This window comes from Cupriavidus sp. 8B, assembly GCF_054589115.1.
On record NZ_BAAILO010000615.1, the window covers coordinates 8438 to 25655 of the forward strand.

16 protein-coding genes are annotated in these 17218 nt (G+C 65.2%); 7 read left to right on the top strand and 9 right to left on the bottom strand.

The window, feature by feature from the left end; genetic code table 11:
- Nucleotides 1–2635, bottom strand: a 2635-nt coding sequence (pepN, locus tag ACYP5B_RS50465) for an aminopeptidase N (protein WP_459574987.1), incomplete at its 3' end; no start/stop codon positions are given.
- Between the two features lie 315 nt (nt 2636–2950).
- Here pepN and ACYP5B_RS50470 point away from each other — a divergent pair.
- Nucleotides 2951–3580 (top strand): DUF4136 domain-containing protein, encoded by a 630-nt coding sequence (locus ACYP5B_RS50470; RefSeq protein WP_459575020.1) that lies wholly within the window; start codon nt 2951–2953, stop codon nt 3578–3580.
- Between the two features lie 268 nt (nt 3581–3848).
- Complete coding sequence (locus ACYP5B_RS50475) at nt 3849–6176, top strand: NADP-dependent malic enzyme (protein WP_459574988.1); 2328 nt, start codon at nt 3849–3851, stop codon at nt 6174–6176.
- Between the two features lie 140 nt (nt 6177–6316).
- Here the strand turns inward: ACYP5B_RS50475 and ACYP5B_RS50480 are convergent, their stop codons facing one another.
- Nucleotides 6317–6562: a hypothetical protein gene (locus ACYP5B_RS50480; RefSeq protein ID WP_043344643.1), complete on the bottom strand. Its 246-nt coding sequence runs from the start codon at nt 6560–6562 to the stop codon at nt 6317–6319.
- On the opposite strand from ACYP5B_RS50480, the gene ACYP5B_RS50485 reads away from it, so the two are divergent.
- Nucleotides 6522–7034 carry a hypothetical protein gene (locus ACYP5B_RS50485; RefSeq protein ID WP_459575027.1) on the top strand — a complete coding sequence of 171 codons (513 nt, stop codon included), beginning with the start codon at nt 6522–6524 and terminating at the stop codon, nt 7032–7034. The genes ACYP5B_RS50480 and ACYP5B_RS50485 overlap by 41 nt on opposite strands.
- Here the strand turns inward: ACYP5B_RS50485 and ACYP5B_RS50490 are convergent.
- Nucleotides 7031–8608, bottom strand: a complete 1578-nt coding sequence (locus ACYP5B_RS50490; protein ID WP_459574989.1) for an MFS transporter — start codon at nt 8606–8608, stop codon at nt 7031–7033. The genes ACYP5B_RS50485 and ACYP5B_RS50490 overlap by 4 nt on opposite strands.
- Before the next feature lie 150 nt (nt 8609–8758).
- On the opposite strand from ACYP5B_RS50490, the gene ACYP5B_RS50495 reads away from it, so the two are divergent.
- Nucleotides 8759–9640 carry a LysR substrate-binding domain-containing protein gene (locus ACYP5B_RS50495; RefSeq protein ID WP_459574990.1) on the top strand — a complete coding sequence of 294 codons (882 nt, stop codon included), beginning with the start codon at nt 8759–8761 and terminating at the stop codon, nt 9638–9640.
- A 40-nt stretch (nt 9641–9680) separates the two neighbouring features.
- A complete protein-coding gene (locus ACYP5B_RS50500) occupies nt 9681–9854 on the top strand; it encodes a LysR substrate-binding domain-containing protein (protein ID WP_400103621.1) in 174 nt (57 codons plus the stop codon).
- A gap of 74 nt (nt 9855–9928) precedes the next feature.
- On the opposite strand, the gene ACYP5B_RS50505 is transcribed toward ACYP5B_RS50500, so the two are convergent.
- From ACYP5B_RS50505 to ACYP5B_RS50525, 5 genes are all read right to left on the bottom strand, one after another.
- Entirely contained in the window at nt 9929–11014 is a 1086-nt protein-coding gene (locus ACYP5B_RS50505) for a porin (RefSeq protein WP_459574993.1), read from the bottom strand.
- A 190-nt stretch (nt 11015–11204) separates the two neighbouring features.
- Complete coding sequence (gene uraD, locus ACYP5B_RS50510; RefSeq protein ID WP_400099040.1) at nt 11205–11723, bottom strand: 2-oxo-4-hydroxy-4-carboxy-5-ureidoimidazoline decarboxylase; 519 nt, start codon at nt 11721–11723, stop codon at nt 11205–11207.
- Between the two features lie 20 nt (nt 11724–11743).
- Entirely contained in the window at nt 11744–12694 is a 951-nt protein-coding gene (gene puuE, locus ACYP5B_RS50515; protein ID WP_459575022.1) for an allantoinase PuuE, read from the bottom strand.
- 48 nt (nt 12695–12742) lie between these two features.
- The gene (locus tag ACYP5B_RS50520) at nt 12743–14149 is read right to left on the bottom strand and encodes a nucleobase:cation symporter-2 family protein (protein ID WP_267605958.1); all 1407 of its coding nucleotides are present in this window, start codon (nt 14147–14149) and stop codon (nt 12743–12745) included.
- Nucleotides 14150–14299: 150 nt separating this feature from the next.
- Entirely contained in the window at nt 14300–15043 is a 744-nt protein-coding gene (locus ACYP5B_RS50525; RefSeq protein ID WP_174423888.1) for a GntR family transcriptional regulator, read from the bottom strand.
- Nucleotides 15044–15355: 312 nt separating this feature from the next.
- Here ACYP5B_RS50525 and uraH point away from each other — a divergent pair, with 312 nt between their 5' ends.
- Together uraH and ACYP5B_RS50535 are read left to right on the top strand one after the other, a co-directional pair.
- Nucleotides 15356–15709 carry a hydroxyisourate hydrolase gene (uraH, locus tag ACYP5B_RS50530; RefSeq protein ID WP_267605960.1) on the top strand — a complete coding sequence of 118 codons (354 nt, stop codon included), beginning with the start codon at nt 15356–15358 and terminating at the stop codon, nt 15707–15709.
- 31 nt (nt 15710–15740) lie between these two features.
- Entirely contained in the window at nt 15741–16946 is a 1206-nt protein-coding gene (locus ACYP5B_RS50535) for a urate hydroxylase PuuD (protein WP_400099044.1), read from the top strand.
- A 38-nt stretch (nt 16947–16984) separates the two neighbouring features.
- Here the strand turns inward: ACYP5B_RS50535 and ACYP5B_RS50540 are convergent.
- Nucleotides 16985–17218: hypothetical protein (locus ACYP5B_RS50540; protein ID WP_459574994.1), on the bottom strand; the 234-nt coding region annotated here is incomplete at its 5' end.

The window sequence follows — 17218 nt, forward strand, 5'->3', positions numbered from 1 at the left end:
CCTGTTCCAGCGCGGCGCGCATGCGGTCGCGCAGCGGCAGCGCGTACTTCTGCCAGCGGTCCATCACCCGCGCCAGGCGCGAGGCCACCTGCGGGTTGATGGCGTCCAGCGCCAGCACCTGCTCGGCCCAGAAGGCGTAGCCCGAGCCATCCTCGGCATGGAACTGGGCCGGGTTGGCCGCGCAGAAGCTGAAGATCAGCGAGCGCGCGCGGTTGGGGTTGCGCAGGTTGAAGGCGGGGTGCTGCATCAGCGCGCGCACGGTGTCGATGGTGCGCTTGCCTGCGTGGCCGGCGCCTTGCGGCCCCACGGTGCCGCGCTGCGTGCCTTGCAGCGAGAACCATTTGTCGATCACCAGCGGGTCTTGCTCGAAGCGCTGGTAGAAGTCGGCCAGCGCGGCTTCGCGCCCCGGGGCAAAGGTATTGACCATCGCGCCGAGCGCGGTGAAGCGGTCCGTCATGTTGTCGGCGGCCTTGTATTGCGCTTCGGCCAGCGCCTGCATGGCGGCATCGCCGCTGTCGGCCAGGTAGCCCAGCGCCAGGTTGCGCAGCGCGCGCTTGCCGCCGGACACGGCATCCGGGCTGTAGGCGCCCGGCGTGGCATTGGCTTCGAATGCGGCCAGCCAGTCGGCCTTGAGCGCGCGCGCCAGCGCCTCGCGCATGAACTGGCGGGCGCGGTGGATGGCGGCCGGATCGGCCACGCCCATGCGCTCGGCGAGATACGCTTCGGCCGGCAGTGTCAGTGCCTGTTCGCGGAAGGCGGGACTGAGCTGCTGGTCGTTGAGCACGGTGCGCAGCGCGGCCACCAGCGCCGGCTCGAGCTGGAGCTCGCGGCCGGCCTGGCTCTGGACCACCAGTTGCAGCAGCGCGCGCGTGGTCAGGCGCTGGCCGGCTTCCCAGCGGTTGAACGGATCGCTGTCGTGCGCCAGCAGGAAGGTCAGCTGCGCCTCGCTGTACTCGGCGTCAATGATGACCGGCGCGGAGAAGTCGCGCAGCAGCGAGGCCAGCGGCGGCTCGGCGCCGCGCGGCAGGTTGATGAAGCGGAAGGTCTGCTCGGCCTCGGTGAAGTCCAGCACGCGCGTGGTGGCGCCGGGCTGGCTTTCGCCCTCGAGCTGCAGCGGCAGGTCGGCGCCGCTGGCATCGATCAGGCCCAGCGCAAAGGGAATATGGAAGGGCAGCTTGTCCGGCGTGCCGGGGTGCGTTTCGATGCCGACCTTGGGGCAGCTTTGCGACAGCGTCAGCGCCAGCGTGCCGGTGGCGGCGTCCCACGCGGTGCGCACCGCCACCACCGGCGTGCCGGCCTGGCTGTACCAGCGTCCGAACTGGGTCAGGTCGCGGCCGTTGGCGTCAGCCATGGCGGCGCGGAAGTCGTCGCAGGTGACGGCGTGGCCGTCGTGGCGCTGGAAGTACAGGTCCATGCCCTTGCGGAAACCGTCCCGGCCCAGCAGGGTCTGGTACATGCGCACGACCTCGGCGCCCTTCTCGTACACCGTCACGGTGTAGAAGTTGTTGATCTCCTCGTAGCTGTCCGGGCGCACCGGATGCGCCATGGGGCCGGCGTCCTCGGGGAACTGCACCTGGCGCAGCATGCGCACGTCCTCGATGCGCTTGACCGCGCGCCCGGATTCGGAGCCCATCATGTCGGCCGAGAATTCCTGGTCGCGGAACACCGTCAGGCCTTCCTTGAGCGAGAGCTGGAACCAGTCGCGGCAGGTCACGCGATTGCCGGTCCAGTTGTGGAAGTACTCATGCCCGACCACGGATTCGATATTGCCAAAGTCGGCATCGGTGGCGGTCTCGGCGTTGGCCAGCACGTACTTGGTGTTGAAGATGTTGAGGCCCTTGTTCTCCATCGCGCCCATGTTGAAGTCGCCCACGGCGACGATCATGAAGCGGTCCAGGTCGAGCTCCAGGCCGAAGCGCTGCTCGTCCCAGCGGATCGAGTGGATCAGCGAATCCATGGCGTGGCGCGTCTTGGGCAGGTCTTGCGTCTCCACCCAGACCTGCAGCAGTTTTTCCTTGCCGGAGGCGGACCGGATCCGCTCCTCGATGCATTCCAGCTTGCCGGCCACCAGCGCGAACAGGTAGGCGGGCTTCTTGAACGGGTCTTCCCAGACGGCTTCGTGGCGGCCATCGGGCAGCTCGCGCTCGCTGATCAGGTTGCCGTTGGACAGCAGTACCGGGTAGTCCGCGCGCTGTGCGCGCAACGTGACCCGGAAGGTCGACATCACGTCGGGGCGGTCCAGGTAATAGGTGATCTTGCGGAAGCCCTCGGCTTCGCACTGGGTGAAGAAGTTGCCGTTGGAGACGTAGAGGCCGGACAGCGACGTGTTGGCGGCCGGCTGGCAGGCGGTGACGATTTCCAGGGTGCCGTGCGCGGGCAGCTCGGGCAGGGTCAGGCTGCCGGGCGCCTGCTGCGCGCCTTCCAGCGGCTTGCCGTCGAGGCGGACCCCGACCAGCTCCAGTGCCTCGCCGGCCAGCACCAGCGGGCCGGGTGCCTGGCGCGTGAAGCGCAGGGTATTGGTGACCACGGTGCGCGCCGGATCGAGCTCGAGGTTGAGGTCGACGTGCTCAAAGGCGAAGGCCGGCGGAGTATAGTCTTTGCGATGGACGGTAACGGGCGTGTCGGTGCGCAGCATGAAGGGATCCTGTCCTCTGAGGGCCACTTGGGGCGGCATGGTCGCCATGGTCACGGCAGGGGGGGCAGGGCGGGAAGCCGCTGCCGGGGTCGCGTGCCACGGCACTGAAGAACCCATTGTAGCCAAGCGCGGGCGCCCCGGCTCGGGCGCGCGGCGCTGGTGGCGGATCGCGCCGGAATTCCGAGCGCCCGGCACGGTCTGAGTCACACAATGGACAACGAATCGATGAGGGGCAAGATGCCAAAACAATGGCTGGCGAAGCTTGGTCAGGGCTGGGGCCGGATAGCCGGCGAAGGCTTGCGCGGCAGCCGGCTGATGCTGAGCGCGGCGCTGCTCGGCGCGGCGCTGCTGTCCGGCTGCGCCAGCACCGTCACCACGGAGGTGACGGCGTTCCGCCAGGGCAACTGGCAGAACGATCCGCCGCGCACGTATGCGTTCGATCGGACCAGCGGCCAGGAGGCGCAGCTCGAGGACCAGACCTATGAGCAGTGGCTGGCGCAGGCGCTCTCCGGGGTCGGCTTCGAGCAGGTGGCCCGGCCGCAGGCGCACTACCTGGTCAACATGGAGTACGACAGCAACGCGCGGCTGATGCGGATCCAGGAGACCAATTACGTCGACCCGTGGTCACCCGGCTTTTATCCCGGCCCCTACTGGGGGCCTTACTACCGCCCCTGGGGCCCGTACGGCTGGGGCGGCCCGGGCTACTGGCCGCCGGTGACCACGGTGCGCGATGTGCCTGTCACCCAGTCCACGCTGCGCGTATTCTTCAGGGATGCCGCCACCGGGCGCCGGGTCTACCAGGTCACGGCGGATCACCGAGGCGAGGGTTCGTCCCTGCAGGCGGCGATGCCCTACCTGATCCGCAGCGCTTTCGTGCAGTTCCCGGCGGCGGAGAGCGGCCGGCCGAGGCGGGTGACACTGCCGCTGGACCCGAATGACAAGTAGCAGGTAGCAAGCAACCAGCAACAGGCGAGGCATTGCCTGTGCGGCGGTAAAAACTGAATTGCCCGGCGAAAAGCCTTAAAACCCTGGATGCACCCATGGGAGGGGCTTCGCGCCGGGCTTGGGTGAGCTAGAATGACGGCTCGATTTTTCGGCCCGAGCCGCCGGAGCCCGTCTTTGAAAGCTGCAATGGAAGATTCCGGCAAGCACGCCGGATACGACCGGCGCGGCCTTGGCGGGCACTGGCTGGGCCACTTCCTGGACGAGCATAATGACCAGCAAGACCGGCGGTGATGCACCGCAACATGCCCCCAACAGTCCTGAAGCGCAATTGCGCCTGGCCGCGCTGGAATACCACCGCAGCCCGACCAAGGGCAAGATCCAGGTAAACGCGACCAAGGCGCTGTCCAACCAGCGCGACCTGTCCCTGGCGTACTCCCCGGGCGTGGCCTACGCCTGCGAGGAGATCGCCAAGGATCCCGCAATGGCCGCCGAGTACACCTCGCGCGGCAACCTGGTGGCAGTGATCACCAACGGTACCGCCGTGCTCGGCATGGGCGACATCGGTCCTCTGGCCGGCAAGCCGGTGATGGAGGGCAAGGGCTGCCTGTTCAAGAAGTTCGCCGGCATCGACGTGTTCGATATCGAGCTCGATGCGCACGACCCGGACAAGATCGTCGAGATCGTGGCCGCGCTGGAGCCGACGATCGGCGGCGTGAACCTTGAAGACATCAAGGCGCCCGAATGCTTCTACATCGAGAAGAAGCTGCGCGAGCGCATGAACATCCCCGTGTTCCACGATGACCAGCACGGCACCGCCATCATCTCGGGCGCGGCGCTGCTCAACGGCCTGAAGGTGGTCGGCAAGGACATCGCCAAGGTCAAGCTGGCGGTTTCCGGCGCCGGCGCCGCGGCTATCGCCTGCCTGGACACCATGGTGGGCCTGGGCGTGACCCGCTCGAACATCTCGGTGGTGGACTCCAAGGGCGTGATCTATGTGGGCCGCGACGCCAGCATGGAGCCCAACAAGGCCCGCTACGCGCAGGAAACCGCCAACCGCACCCTGGCCGACATCGTCAACGGCGCCGACGTGTTCCTGGGCTGCTCGACCGCCGGCGTGCTGACCGCCGAGATGGTCAAGACCATGGCCGACAAGCCCATCATCCTGGCGCTGGCCAACCCGGAGCCGGAAATCCGCCCGGAAGTGGCCAAGGCCGCGCGCCCGGACTGCATCATCGCCACCGGCCGCTCGGACTACCCGAACCAGGTCAACAACGTGCTGTGCTTCCCGTACATCTTCCGTGGCGCGCTGGATTGCGGCGCCACCAAGATCACGGAAGCCATGAAGCTGGCCTGCGTCAAGGCCATCGCCGACCTGGCCGAAGCCGAGCTGAACGACGCCGTTGCCGCCGCCTACGGTGGCCAGGAGCTGAAGTTCGGCCCCGACTACATCATCCCGACCCCGTTCGACCAGCGCCTGATCGAGAAGATCGCGCCGGCGGTGGCCAAGGCCGCTGAAGAGTCCGGCGTGGCAACCCGTCCGATCAAGGACCTGGAAGCCTACCGCCAGCAGCTCACCCAGTACGTCTACCACACCGGCCTGATCATGAAGCCGGTGTTCACGGCAGCCAAGGCCGCGCCCAAGCGCGTGGTCTATGCCGAGGGCGAAGAGGAGCGCGTGCTGCGTGCGGTGCAGACCGTGGTGGACGAAGGCCTGGCCCGTCCGATCCTGATCGGACGCCCGCACGTGATCCAGATGCGCATCGACAAGGCCGGCCTGCGCCTGAAGGCCGGGACGGACTTCGAGCTGATCAACCCGGAAGACGACCCGCGCTACCGTGCCTACCACGAGGCCTACCATGCGCTGCGCGGCCGCGACGGCGTCACGCCTGACATGGCCAAGGTGGCGCTGCGCCGCTCCAATACGCTGATCGGCACCATGCTGATGCATATGGGCGACGCCGACGCGCTGCTGTGCGGCACCGTGGGCCGCTTCGAAGCCCACCTGGAGCACGTGCAGGACGTGATCGGCCTGGCGCCGGGCGCCAAGGTGTTCGCCGCGATGAACGCGCTGATGCTCGAGAAGTACACGCTGTTCATCACCGACACCTTCGTCAACGACGATCCCACCGCTGAGGAACTCGCCGCCATCACGCAGCTGGCCGCCGAGGAAATCGCGCGTTTCGGCCAGCACCCGAAGGTGGCGCTGATGTCGCACTCGATGTTCGGCTCGTCGAACCGCCCGTCGGCCAAGAAGATGCGTGCGGCCCAGGAGATCCTGGCCCGCGAGGCACCGCACCTGGAAGTGGAAGGCGAGATGCAGGGCGACGCCGCCCTGGTCGAGGACGTGCGCCGTCACTTCCTGCCGGGCACCAAGCTGGCCGGCAGCGCCAACCTGCTGGTCATGCCGACGCTGGACGCGGCCAATATCGCCTTCAACCTGCTCAAGATCACGGGCGGGCAAGGCGTCACCATTGGCCCGATCCTGCTGGGCGCGGCCAAGCCGGTGCACATCCTCAACCCGCAAGCTACCACCCGCCGCATCGTCAACATGACCGCGGTAGCGGTGGCGGAAGCCAACGCCAACGTGGCGCGCTGATCGGGCGGCGCGGCCGGCTTGCCGGCCGCCGCCCAATGAAAACGGGGCTCCTGGAGCCCCGTTTTGTTTGACCGGCTTGTGCTGCAGTTCCGCCGGCCCGGAAAACCTGTCCTGCCCTGATCCCGTTGCAGCTATTCCAACTATTGCAGCATGTTGTACTGCTCGCGCATCACGACGATGATGGACTTGGCCGCTGCCAGCCGGGTTGGCAAATGGTCCTCCTCCTCGCGCGGGAAATCGACTTCCGCGCTCCAGTTGCAACCGGTATGGTCGGGCTGGTGAACGCGCATTGCGTGCAATTCGCACTCGCCGCACTCGGGATTGTTGTTTAGGAACTGGTTCAGGATGGCCATCAACTCCGACCGGGTCTTTGCATCACGCCGCATGAGTCACCTCGTCCGTTGCCGTTTTGTTGCCTGGAACCTAAATCTAGGCACGCAGGCGCAGGCTCGCCAATTGAATCGCCCTATTAAGCAGCGGCTTTCGATCCCGATTTCCAGTAGTTTGCCTCTATCGCACTGCAACAAATCCATGCTGCGTCGCGACAGTACCGAAGCCGGCGGCGCGCAATCCGGTCGAATTGCCAATGGTGCGGCGCGCGAATGCCACTCAGCGGGCGCGAGGCGCGCAAGGCGCCGCGATCCGGTAGCGAGGCTCCCTACGCTCCCGGAAAATCTCGTGGACCCTGGTAAACCTCAAGGCGATCCCGATGCTAAAGAATCTTTGGCACGTGCTGGACCATTCGGCGAATGTGCGCGCCGAGGCGCGCTCGAGACGGCCCGGTCAAGCACCTGCGGCGGCTACCGGACGCAGGGCGCGCCGCGCACCTTCAAGGTGGCAATGACCATGGACTTCTAGGCGGAGCGGCAGGCGGGATCGGCAACTGGCTGGCGCCCCTGTTGCCCTTCCAGCCCTCGTTTGCCGGGCGCGAACACCATCAGGCTGAGCAAGGCCAGCACCCAGGCGCCGATCCCGCCATACACCATCACCCAGCCAAAGCCATGAACGAGCGCCGCATGCAGCGCGGTGCCGGGCGCGTCCAGCGCGGGCAGTTGTGCAAAGGCGTCCCCGAGTGAATCCATGTTGCCTGCTGCAATGTGCTGCGCCAGTGCGCGCAACTGCAACGTATCGAACGCCCCCGGAAAGGCTCGCTTCAGATACGACGAGATGCCCGCGACCAGGATGCATCCCATCAACGCGATATTGATCGCCAGCGAGATCATCCGCGCGCTCATGTCGATGCCGGACGCCATGCCTGCGCGGCTGCTGGGAACCGAAGCGGTGGTGGTATTGGTCACCGGCGTGTTGGTGATGCCCAGGCCGATGCCGGCCAGCAGCGAACCCGGGAGCAAGGTCAACCAGCTTGCCTGCGCCAGGCTGCTGCCGAGCTTCATGAGCATGAAGCCCAGCCCGATCGTGAACAAGCCCAGGGGAATGACCACGCCGGGCCGGTACCGCAGCGCAAGGCGCTCTCCCAGCGGCGGAAACAACAGCGTGGGCAGCGTATAAGCCAGCAAGGACAAACCGGCGGCCACGCTGCCGTAGCCCAGGCCGCCGTGGAAATAAAGCGGCAAGTAGATCATGAACGGCCAGAAGCTGAAGTTCATGCCCATGGAGCCAAGCAGCGCACCGGAGAAGTCCCGGCTGTGGAAGACCGAAACATCGAACATCGGATGCGCACTGAATTTTTCCGCTAGCAGGAAAGCCACGAAGCTGGCTGCCGTCACGGCCATCATGCCGATCGCGGCGGCGCGGGAAACGCCGGCTTCCGGTCCCTGCGTGATCAGATAAGCCAAGCCGAACACGGCCAGCGACAGCGTGACGATGCCCCCGATATCGAGCTTGCCCGCCTGCGGATCGCGTGACTCTTCCACGCCGGCGAATACCAGCGCCAGGGTCAGGATGGCAAGCAGCACGTGAATCAGGAACACCCATTGCCAGCTGGATACGGCAACGATCATGCCGCCGACGATCGGCCCGAAACCCAGGCCGATCCCGAACACGATGCCCCATGCGCCAAAGGCCTTGCTGCGTTCCTTGCCTTCCTGGAATTGATGCGACAGGATCGCCACCAGGCAGATCAGCATGGCGCCGCCGGCCATGCCCTGGAGAAACCGGCTGGCGATCAGGACGGAAGCGCTTTGCGCCAGGCCACAGATCAGGGAGGCGATGCCGAACAAGGCAACGCCGAGGATGAACATGCGCTTGCGGCCAAAGCGGTCGGCCAATGTGCCGGCCGCCATCAGCACCGTGGTGCAGGCGATGGTGTAGGCATTCATGATCCATTGCATGTCCCTGAAGTCGCCGTGCAGCACGCGCTCGAGGGTGGGCAGTATGACCGGCACACTGGAAATCTCCAGGCCGAACATCAGCGCGGCCAGGCAGACGGCGGCCAATGCCATTTGGTTTCTACGGGAATGAGTGAGGCGCATCGATAGTGCTTTCCAGGCGGATCCGGTTTCAGGGAGCGGATGGCGTCGTGCTCGACGCCGGTCTTGGCGCACATTGTGGGCGAGTCCTCGCTATGATAGAAATGATCTAATTTCTTCCGATTCATTAGTACTCATCATATATACGGGACCATGGATTTCGATCCGACACTGCTGCGGGCCTTTGTCGCCGTCAAGGAAACCGGCGGCTTCACGCGCGCGGCGCAACGGCTGCACCTGACGCAGTCCGCAGTCAGCCATCAGATCCGGCGGCTCGAAGAGCAGGTCGGCCGGCCGCTGCTGTACCGCACCACACGCACCCTGACCCTGACCGAGGACGGCAACGATTTTCTCCAGCATGCACAGCAGATCCTGGCCTCGCTCGATGCGCTTTCGCGCCGCTTCCAGCCGTCTCCCGTTTGCGGCGTGGTGCGCTTCGGCGTGCCGGAAACCTTCCTGGGCGAGCGGCTGCCGCAACTGCTGTCGCAGTTCGCCCGGGCATTTCCCGAGGTGCGTCTCGACGTGAACGTGGGCACGTACCTGGACTTACGCGCGATGATCAAGGCCGGCGAACTGGATCTTGCCGTGGTGTTGTCAGAGCCCGGCGGGGAGGGTGGCACGGTGCTGCAGCAGACGCAGTTTGTGTGGGCCGCTGCCCAGACCTTCGAGATCGCACCGGGTGCGTCGTTGCCGCTCGCGCTGTCTCCCTCGCCGTGCGTTAACCGGCAGGTGGGCGTGGCGGCATTGGAGGGCACATCCATACCGTGGCACGTGGCCTTCACGTCGCCAAGCCAGGAGGGCATCCGCACGGCGGTGCTGGCAGGACTCGGCGCCTCAGTGCAGATCCGCGGCGACCTGAAACCGGGGATGAAAGTGGTGGATGGCCAGTTCGGGTTGCCGGCGCTGCCGGCGGCGGATTTTGCGCTGATCTGGAGCGACGGCGAAAAGCCGCCGGCCGCCCGCGAGTTCGGGCAGTTGCTGGTGAGCCTGCAGGAGCCGCCGCCCAAGCCTGGCCGGCGGCCCAGGAAGCTTTAGCCTCGCAGCGCCGCGCTATGCTGCATCGGGCATCGCCTGCGTGCCGGATATCGCCATTCGGCGCCAGCTGGACGAAGGCACGCTCGTCAGCGTGCTGGACGACTACAACCAGGACCGCACGATGCTGAGGGTGCTGTGGCCGTCCAGCCGCCAGCTGTCGCCCAAGCTCCGGGCCTTCGTGGACTTCATCGCCGGAAACCTGCTGGCACCTTGAGCATGGCGTGCCGGCGGGGCATAAAAAACCCGCCACAAGGGCGGGTATCAATTCCCGTTGACAAGGGGAAAGCGTCAGAACTTGTGACGCAGGCCAACACCGAAGGTGTCGCCGTGCGACAGGTCGGTGATCTTGTCGTAGAAATAAGCGGCGTAGACGTCGGTGCGCTTGGACAGGTTGTAGTCGTAGGCGACCGCCACCGTGTTGCGCTTGAAGTCCGCGACCGAGTTCTTGGTCTTGTCGTAGGCGTAGGACGCCAGGATATTGCCGTTGCCGACCGGCACCGACACGCCGACCTGGCCGTTGGTGTGCTTGATGTCGCCGTTGACGTTGTTGTTGATGTCCGACTTGATGTACTGGCCTTGCGCGAACAGCTTGACGACCTTGAAGTCGTAGCTCACGCCGCCTTGCACCGCGTTCTGCTTGCTGAAGCCGACCAGCAGCGGGCTGGTCGACGCGGTCACGTCACCCGGGTTGCTGTCGAACTTCACTTGCTGGAAGGCCAGCGTAGCGGCGAACGGGCCGTTGAAGTACATCAGGTTGCCGCCCCACTTGTTCTGGCCGGTGGCACCTGCCTTCTCGCCGAAGGAGTAGATCACGTTGGCGGTCAGGCCGCCGAAGTTCGGCGTGGAGTACAGCAGCGAGTTGTTCCAGCCCGAATCGCCGATGATGCCCGGGTCGAGCACGCGCGCGGTGGAAGCGCCGAAATAGGTGTGGAACACCATCGGCGAGAACACGTAGGAGTCGATCAGCGGGTTGAACAGGATGGTCGACACGAAGAAAGGCGTGGTGTTGCGGCCCAGCTTGATGGTGCCCAGCTTGTCGTTCTGCAGGCCGACGAAGGCATTGCGGCTGAACATCGAGTCGCCGTTGAAGCGGCCCGAGGAACCGCTGTCGGTGCGGAAGAATCCGTTCAGGTCGAAGATGGCCTTGGTGCCGTTGCCGAGGTCTTCGGTGCCCTTGATGCCCCAGTACGAGGTCTGCATGCCGCCCGAGTTGGCGACATAGGCGCGGCCGGACGCGCCGACGTTCTTGACGCCGCCGACGAACATGTCGGCCTGGCCGTACAGCGTGACGCTGGATTGCGCCATGGCCGCGCCGCTGAAAAGGGCTGCCGCCATCGCTGCCAGCTTGAGGGCCGGCTTGATATGCTTGTGCATTGTGGGATTCTCCGTGGTTGATCCGTTGCGTTCGTTGTGTACTGGGTCCCTGACGGGTTCTATTCGTTCTATTGGTGCTGGTGTTGTTTTTGGCAGGCGCCGGACCTTGGCTCGGTCCGGCGCCTGCCCGTTACAGCGGCATGGGTAACGCAGGGTAACGAAAAGGTAACGAAACGACTGCTTTTTTTGCTCAGCCGGATACTAAGTCGTTCAGGCGGAATTGCGCAATGCGGTGGATCTGCTTGATGCAAGTTTGCAACTCCGCGGCCGGCTCGTTGTTCACGCGCCTTGCGAACTCGCCGATGATGCCGGCGCGGTCATAGCCACGCACGGCCAGGATGAAGGGAAAGCCGAATTTCTCGTTGTACTGGCGGTTGAGCGACTGGAGCTGCTCGAACTGCTCGGCGGAGCATTGGTCCAGGCCGGCGCCGCTTTGCTCGCGGGTCGACTCGGCGGTCAGCTCGCCGCGCACGGCGGCCTTGCCGGCCAGCTCCGGGTGGGCGCGCACCAGCTTGATCTGGGCGGCGTCGCCGGCGTCGTCCACGATGGCGCGCATGGCGTCGGCCAGCGCGGCAGCGTGGGCGAAGGGGCGCTGCGTGGCGGCGGCTTCGGCCACCCACGCGGAGTGTTCATAGATGCCGCCAAGCGCCTGGATGAAGTCGGCGGCCGGCAGGGCGTTGAGTTGGTCGAGGGTGTAGGTCTGGCTCATGGTTCGGCTTATGGTTCTGCTTATGCGTGGTTCTGTGCGGAGTGGGGATGGGTCTCGGCCCAGTGGCGCGCGATATCCACGCGCTTGCAGATCCAGACTTTGTCATGGCCCTGCACGTAGTCGAGAAAGCGCTGCAGCCCGCGCATGCGCCCCGGGCGGCCCAGCAGGCGGCAGTGCATGCCGACCGACAGCATCTTGGGGCGGTCCAGCCCCTGCGGATCGCCCTCGGCGTAGAGCACGTCGAAAGCGTCCTTGAGGTACTGGAAGAACTGCTCGCCGGTATTGAAGCCTTGCGGCGTGGCAAAGCGCATGTCGTTGGAGTCGAGCGTGTAGGGCACCACCAGGTGGGGCTTTGTCTCGCCGTTGCTGACCTCCACCTCGGTCCAGAAGGGCAGGTCGTCGCCGTAGTAGTCCGAGTCGTACAGCAGCCCGCCGTGCTCCACCACCAGGCGGCGCGTGTTGGGGCTGTCGCGGCCGGTGTACCAGCCCAGCGGCAGCGAGCCGGTCAGCTCCTTGATGATCTGCATGCCGATGCGCATGTGCTCGCGCTCGGTGGCTTCGTCCATGCCCTGATAATGGATCCAGCGCCAGCCGTGGCAGGCGATCTCGTGGCCAAGCTCGATAAACGCGCGGGTCAGCTCCGGATGGCGCTGCAATGCCATCGACACGCCAAAGATCGTCAGCGGCAGCCCGCGCTGCTCGAACTCGCGCAGGATGCGCCAGACCCCGGCGCGCGAGCCGTACTCGTACACGCCCTCCATGCTCATGTGGCGCTCGGGGTAGGCCGCCGCGCCGATGATCTCGGAGAGGAACTGCTCGGAGCCGGCGTCGCCGTGCAGCACGTTGTTTTCGCCGCCCTCTTCGTAGTTGAGGACGAACTGCAGCGCAATGCGCGCGCCGCCCGGCCAGCGGGCGTGCGGTGGCTGGCTGCCGTAACCGATCAGATCGCGTGGATAGTTGTGGCTTGTCATCAGGGTCATGGTTCTTCAGGAAACGGTGCCGGCCGCCGCCGGCTGGACTTATTCCGTGCCGTGCGAGTTGGCCGCGGCGTTGCGCATCGCTTCTTCACGCGACTGGATGCCGTTGAAGAAGACGTTGAGCACGACTGCCACGATGGTGCCCAGCACGATGCCGCTGTGGGTGAACGGGTCGGTCCACTTGGGCAGGTACTGGAAGAAGGTCGGCGCCAGTGTCGGGATCATGCCGAAACCGATCGAGATGGCGACGATGAACAGGTTGAAGCGGTTGCGGTTGAAATCGCACGAGCCCAGGATGCGGATGCCGGTGGCGGCCACCATGCCGAACATCACGATGCCCGCGCCGCCGAGCACGAACTGCGGCACCGAGGCCACGATGTGCGCCATTTTCGGGAACAGGCCCAGGCCGATCAGGATGATGCCGCCGGCCACCGCCACATAGCGCGAGCGCACGCCGGTCACGGTCACCAGGCCCACGTTCTGCGAGAACGAGGTGTAGGGGAAGGTGTTGAACAAGCCGCCGATCACGGTGCCCAGGCCGTCGGCACGCAGGCCGCGGGTCAGGTCCTCGTTGGACAGGCGCTTGCCGGTGATGTCGGCCAGCGCGAGGAACATGCCGGTGGATTCCACCAGCGTGATCAGCATCACCACGCACATCGACAGGATGGCGGGAATGTCGAAGGTCGGGATGCCGAAATGCAGCGGCGTGATCAGCGCGATCGCGCTGGCTTCATTGATGCCTTCGAAGGAGACCTTCCCCAGCGCCATCGCTACCAGGGTGCCGATGACGATGCCCAGCAGCACCGCGCAGTTGGAGATCAGGCCACGGCCGTATTTGCTCAGCAACAGGATCGCCACCAGCACCAGCGCTGCGATGCCCAGGTTCCCCAGGTCGCCATAAGCCAGGTTAGGCACATCCTTGACCACGCCGTCGATCACGGCGCGCGTGGTGGGCTGGCCGCCGGCCGCCCAGTTGATCCCCACCCGCATCAGCGACACACCGATCAGCGTGATCACCGTGCCGGTGACCACAGGCGGGAACAGCCCGAGCATGCGTCCCATCAGCGGCGCCACCAGGATGCCGAACACCCCCGCGGCAATCACCGCGCCGTAGATGCCGAGCAGGCCTACGTTGGGGTCGGAACCGATAGCGATCATCGGCGCTACCGAGGCGAAGGTCACACCCATCATCACCGGCATGCGGATGCCGAACTTCCAGAAGCCGAAGGCCTGGATCAGCGTGGCCAGGCCCGCGGCGAACAGGTCGGCATTGATCAGGAAGGCGAGTTGGTCCTTGGGCAGCTTGAGCGCGCCGCCGATGATCAGCGGCACCGCGACGGTACCGGCATACATCACCAGCACGTGCTGCAGGCCGAGCGCAAGCAGCCGGCCCGAAGGCAGCCGCTCGTTGGTCAGGTCCGTGGGGACCGTGGTGCTAGCGCTAGTCATGAGTGTGTCTCCTCTCCTTTGGGTTTGATGGGAACGCTGCCGGGCGGGGTGGCTCTTGGTGTGTGACTCCGGCTGCGCGCATCATCGGGGACGCGTCTCTCATGAGCAGGAATCGGGCCTTGGCCGCAGTTTGGCAGCGGGAACAACCTGCTAGGTGGAGTGACCCAGCACGCTGCGAAGATCGAAATTGCCCGGTTCATCGGGCTGCACGCGGTCGGCGCAAGCGCCGAGATGGTGCGCCATGCGGCTCTGGGCGAGGGCGGCGTCGCCCTGTTCCAGTGCGTCGAGGATCTCTTCGTGTTCGTCGAAGGAGCAGGCGTTATTGCCCGGCGCCTCGACGCTGGCGATCATCAGCGTGGTGCGCGACACCAGCCGGCGCATCATGGTGACCAGCAGCGCGTTGCCCGAAAGCTCGGCCAGCGCGGTATGGAATTCGGCCGACAGGCGGATCCACTTGGGCCGCTCGTTGGTCAGGAAGGCCTGGCGCTCGGCCTCCACCATCTTGCGCAGCGGCGCGATCACGCGCTTGACGTCGCGCATGCCGGCGAGCTTTTCCAGCACCGCGCGCTCCAGCATCTGGCGCAGCTCGAACATGTCGTGCGCCTCGTCGGTGGAGGGGCTGGCGATGAAGGCGCCGCGGTTGGGCTCCAGGTCCACCATGCCGTCGGCGGCCAGGTGCGCCAGCACCTTGCGCACCGTGTGGCGCGCCGTGGCATAGATTTCGCACAGCGAGTGCTCCGTCAGCTTGGTGCGCGGGGGCAGCCGGTGCTCCATGATCGCGTCATAGATCTCGTGATACATGCGCTCCTCGACGGAGCCCTTGCGGGCGGGCTTGATTTCGGTCGGGGCGGCGGTGTCATCGGCACCGGCGATCAGCTTGAGACTCTTGGACATCTTGGCACCAGCGTATCGGTGAGGAGGGGAGCAGCGCGCCGTGGTAAGCGGGGTGAAGCGATGGCGCGCCCCAAAAATTGTTGACAATTATTTGGTTATGGCGGCAATATTGTCAACAAAACCGAGCTAGGTTTTCGACAAGTCAGGGTAATTCCTGAGTTGCCATCCGGAGTGGTGCGAAGCATTGTCGCCATGCACCAGTCCAGCGCCGGGATGCGTTAGAAATACGTACCGAGCGGGCACCATTCCCACAAATGGTGCTAGTGAAGGCAGCGGCGCCTCTCACAACCCAAAGCCCTAAGGAATAACAGGATGGGACGCTTGACCACACATGTACTCGACACCGCAGCCGGCACGCCCGGCGCCGGCATGTCGATTACCCTGCATAAAATTGTCGACAATCGCAAGGAGACGCTGAAGACAGTCGTCACCAACCACGATGGCCGTTGCGACCAGCCCCTGCTGGATGGCGAGACCATGGCGGTCGGGGTGTACGAGCTCGAATTCGGCGCCGGCGATTATTTCCGCACCCAGGGCACCAAGCTGCCCGAGCCGGCATTCCTCGACGTGGTGACGTTGCGTTTCGGCATTGCCGACACCAGCGCGCATTACCACGTGCCGTTGCTGGTCTCCCCTTGGTCGTACTCGACCTACCGCGGTAGCTGAGCGCGGCAACGGGCAATAAAGGAGACAAGACATGGAAGGCTATATCCTCGACTGGGCCAATCTGCTGCTGCGCTGGGTGCACGTCATCACGGCGATCGCGTGGATCGGTTCCTCGTTTTATTTCGTCTGGCTCGACAACAGCCTGACCCGTCCCGACGACCCCGACCTGCAGGAGAAGGGCGTGGGCGGCGAGCTGTGGGCGGTGCACGGCGGCGGTTTCTACAACCCGCAGAAATACCTGACCGCGCCAAAGACACTGCCGGAGAACCTGCACTGGTTCTACTGGGAGTCGTATTCCACCTGGATGACCGGCTTCGGCCTGCTGGTGGTGCTGTACCTGTTCAACGCCAGCACGTTCCTGATCGACAAGAACGTGATGGACATGTCGCCGGGCGCGGCGATCGGGTTTGCGCTGTCCTACCTCGGCGTGGGCTGGCTGGTGTACGACTGCATCTGCCGCGTATTCGGCAAGAGCGACCGCACCGTCGGCATCCTGGTGGCGATCTACGTGGCGCTGGCCGCGTTTGTCGCCTGCCACGTGTTCTCGGGCCGCGCGGCGTTCCTGCTGACCGGCGCGATGATCGCGACCATCATGAGCGCCAACGTGCTGGTGTGGATCATCCCGGGACAGCGCAAGGTGGTTGCCGCGCTGCGCGCGGGCGATCCGGTGGACCCGGTGCATGGCAAGAACGCCAAGCAACGCAGCGTGCACAACACCTACTTCACGCTGCCGGTGCTGTTTGCCATGCTGTCGAACCACTACAGCATGACCTACAGCTACAAGTACAACTGGGCCGCGCTGGTGCTGATCATGCTGGCCGGCGTGCTGATCCGCCAGTTCTTCATCCTCAAGCACAAGGGCAAGATCAACGTCGCGTGGCCTGCTGCCGGCGTGGCCGTGCTGGCGGTGGTAGCGGTGATGATCGCGCCGGTGCAGCGTGAGGTGGTTGCCGGCAAGGACGGCGCCGCCGCCACGCAGGTGAGTTTCACGCAGGTGCAGGAAGTCATCAACTCGCGCTGCATCCAGTGCCATGCCGCGGCGCCCAAGATGATGCCGAGCGCTGCCAAGGGCATCAAGCTCGATACCGCCGACGAGATCAAGGCGCATGCGCAGATGATCTACCAGCAGGCGGTGCAGCAGAAGGCCATGCCGCTGGGCAATGTCACGCAGATCACGGATGACGAGCGTGCGCTGCTGGGGCAGTGGTTTGAGGCTGGCGCCAAGACCACCAATTGATCGGATAAAGATCGACGGGCCTGGCCGAGAGGCGGGCCTCACTGAGCATCGGTGATCGGCGGTCCGGTGGCCGTGTTGTTGATGGCGGGAGGTCCGGACCGACGAGGGTTTGAGCGGGGCGCAAGCCCCGTTTTTTTTGTTTGAGCGGTGTTGGTTTTTGGACCCAACAGCCGTACAACCTGCGGGGTTGGTCGCTGTTTGTTTGAGCGGTGTTGGTTTTTGCACCCAAGAGCCATCGCCGACGAAATAAACAGCGACCAACCCCGCAGATC

Coding starts and splice junctions, on each gene's coding strand:
- ACYP5B_RS50470 (WP_459575020.1), top strand. CDS start 2,951: ATGCTGAGCGCGGCGCTGCTCGGCGCGGCGCTGCTGTCCGGCTGCGCC.
- ACYP5B_RS50475 (WP_459574988.1), top strand. CDS start 3,849: ATGACCAGCAAGACCGGCGGTGATGCACCGCAACATGCCCCCAACAGT.
- ACYP5B_RS50485 (WP_459575027.1), top strand. CDS start 6,522: ATGGCCATCAACTCCGACCGGGTCTTTGCATCACGCCGCATGAGTCAC.
- ACYP5B_RS50480 (WP_043344643.1), bottom strand. CDS start 6,562: ATGCGGCGTGATGCAAAGACCCGGTCGGAGTTGATGGCCATCCTGAAC.
- ACYP5B_RS50490 (WP_459574989.1), bottom strand. CDS start 8,608: ATGCGCCTCACTCATTCCCGTAGAAACCAAATGGCATTGGCCGCCGTC.
- ACYP5B_RS50495 (WP_459574990.1), top strand. CDS start 8,759: ATGGATTTCGATCCGACACTGCTGCGGGCCTTTGTCGCCGTCAAGGAA.
- ACYP5B_RS50505 (WP_459574993.1), bottom strand. CDS start 11,014: ATGCACAAGCATATCAAGCCGGCCCTCAAGCTGGCAGCGATGGCGGCA.
- uraD (WP_400099040.1), bottom strand. CDS start 11,723: ATGAGCCAGACCTACACCCTCGACCAACTCAACGCCCTGCCGGCCGCC.
- puuE (WP_459575022.1), bottom strand. CDS start 12,694: ATGACAAGCCACAACTATCCACGCGATCTGATCGGTTACGGCAGCCAG.
- ACYP5B_RS50520 (WP_267605958.1), bottom strand. CDS start 14,149: ATGACTAGCGCTAGCACCACGGTCCCCACGGACCTGACCAACGAGCGG.
- ACYP5B_RS50525 (WP_174423888.1), bottom strand. CDS start 15,043: ATGTCCAAGAGTCTCAAGCTGATCGCCGGTGCCGATGACACCGCCGCC.
- uraH (WP_267605960.1), top strand. CDS start 15,356: ATGGGACGCTTGACCACACATGTACTCGACACCGCAGCCGGCACGCCC.
- ACYP5B_RS50535 (WP_400099044.1), top strand. CDS start 15,741: ATGGAAGGCTATATCCTCGACTGGGCCAATCTGCTGCTGCGCTGGGTG.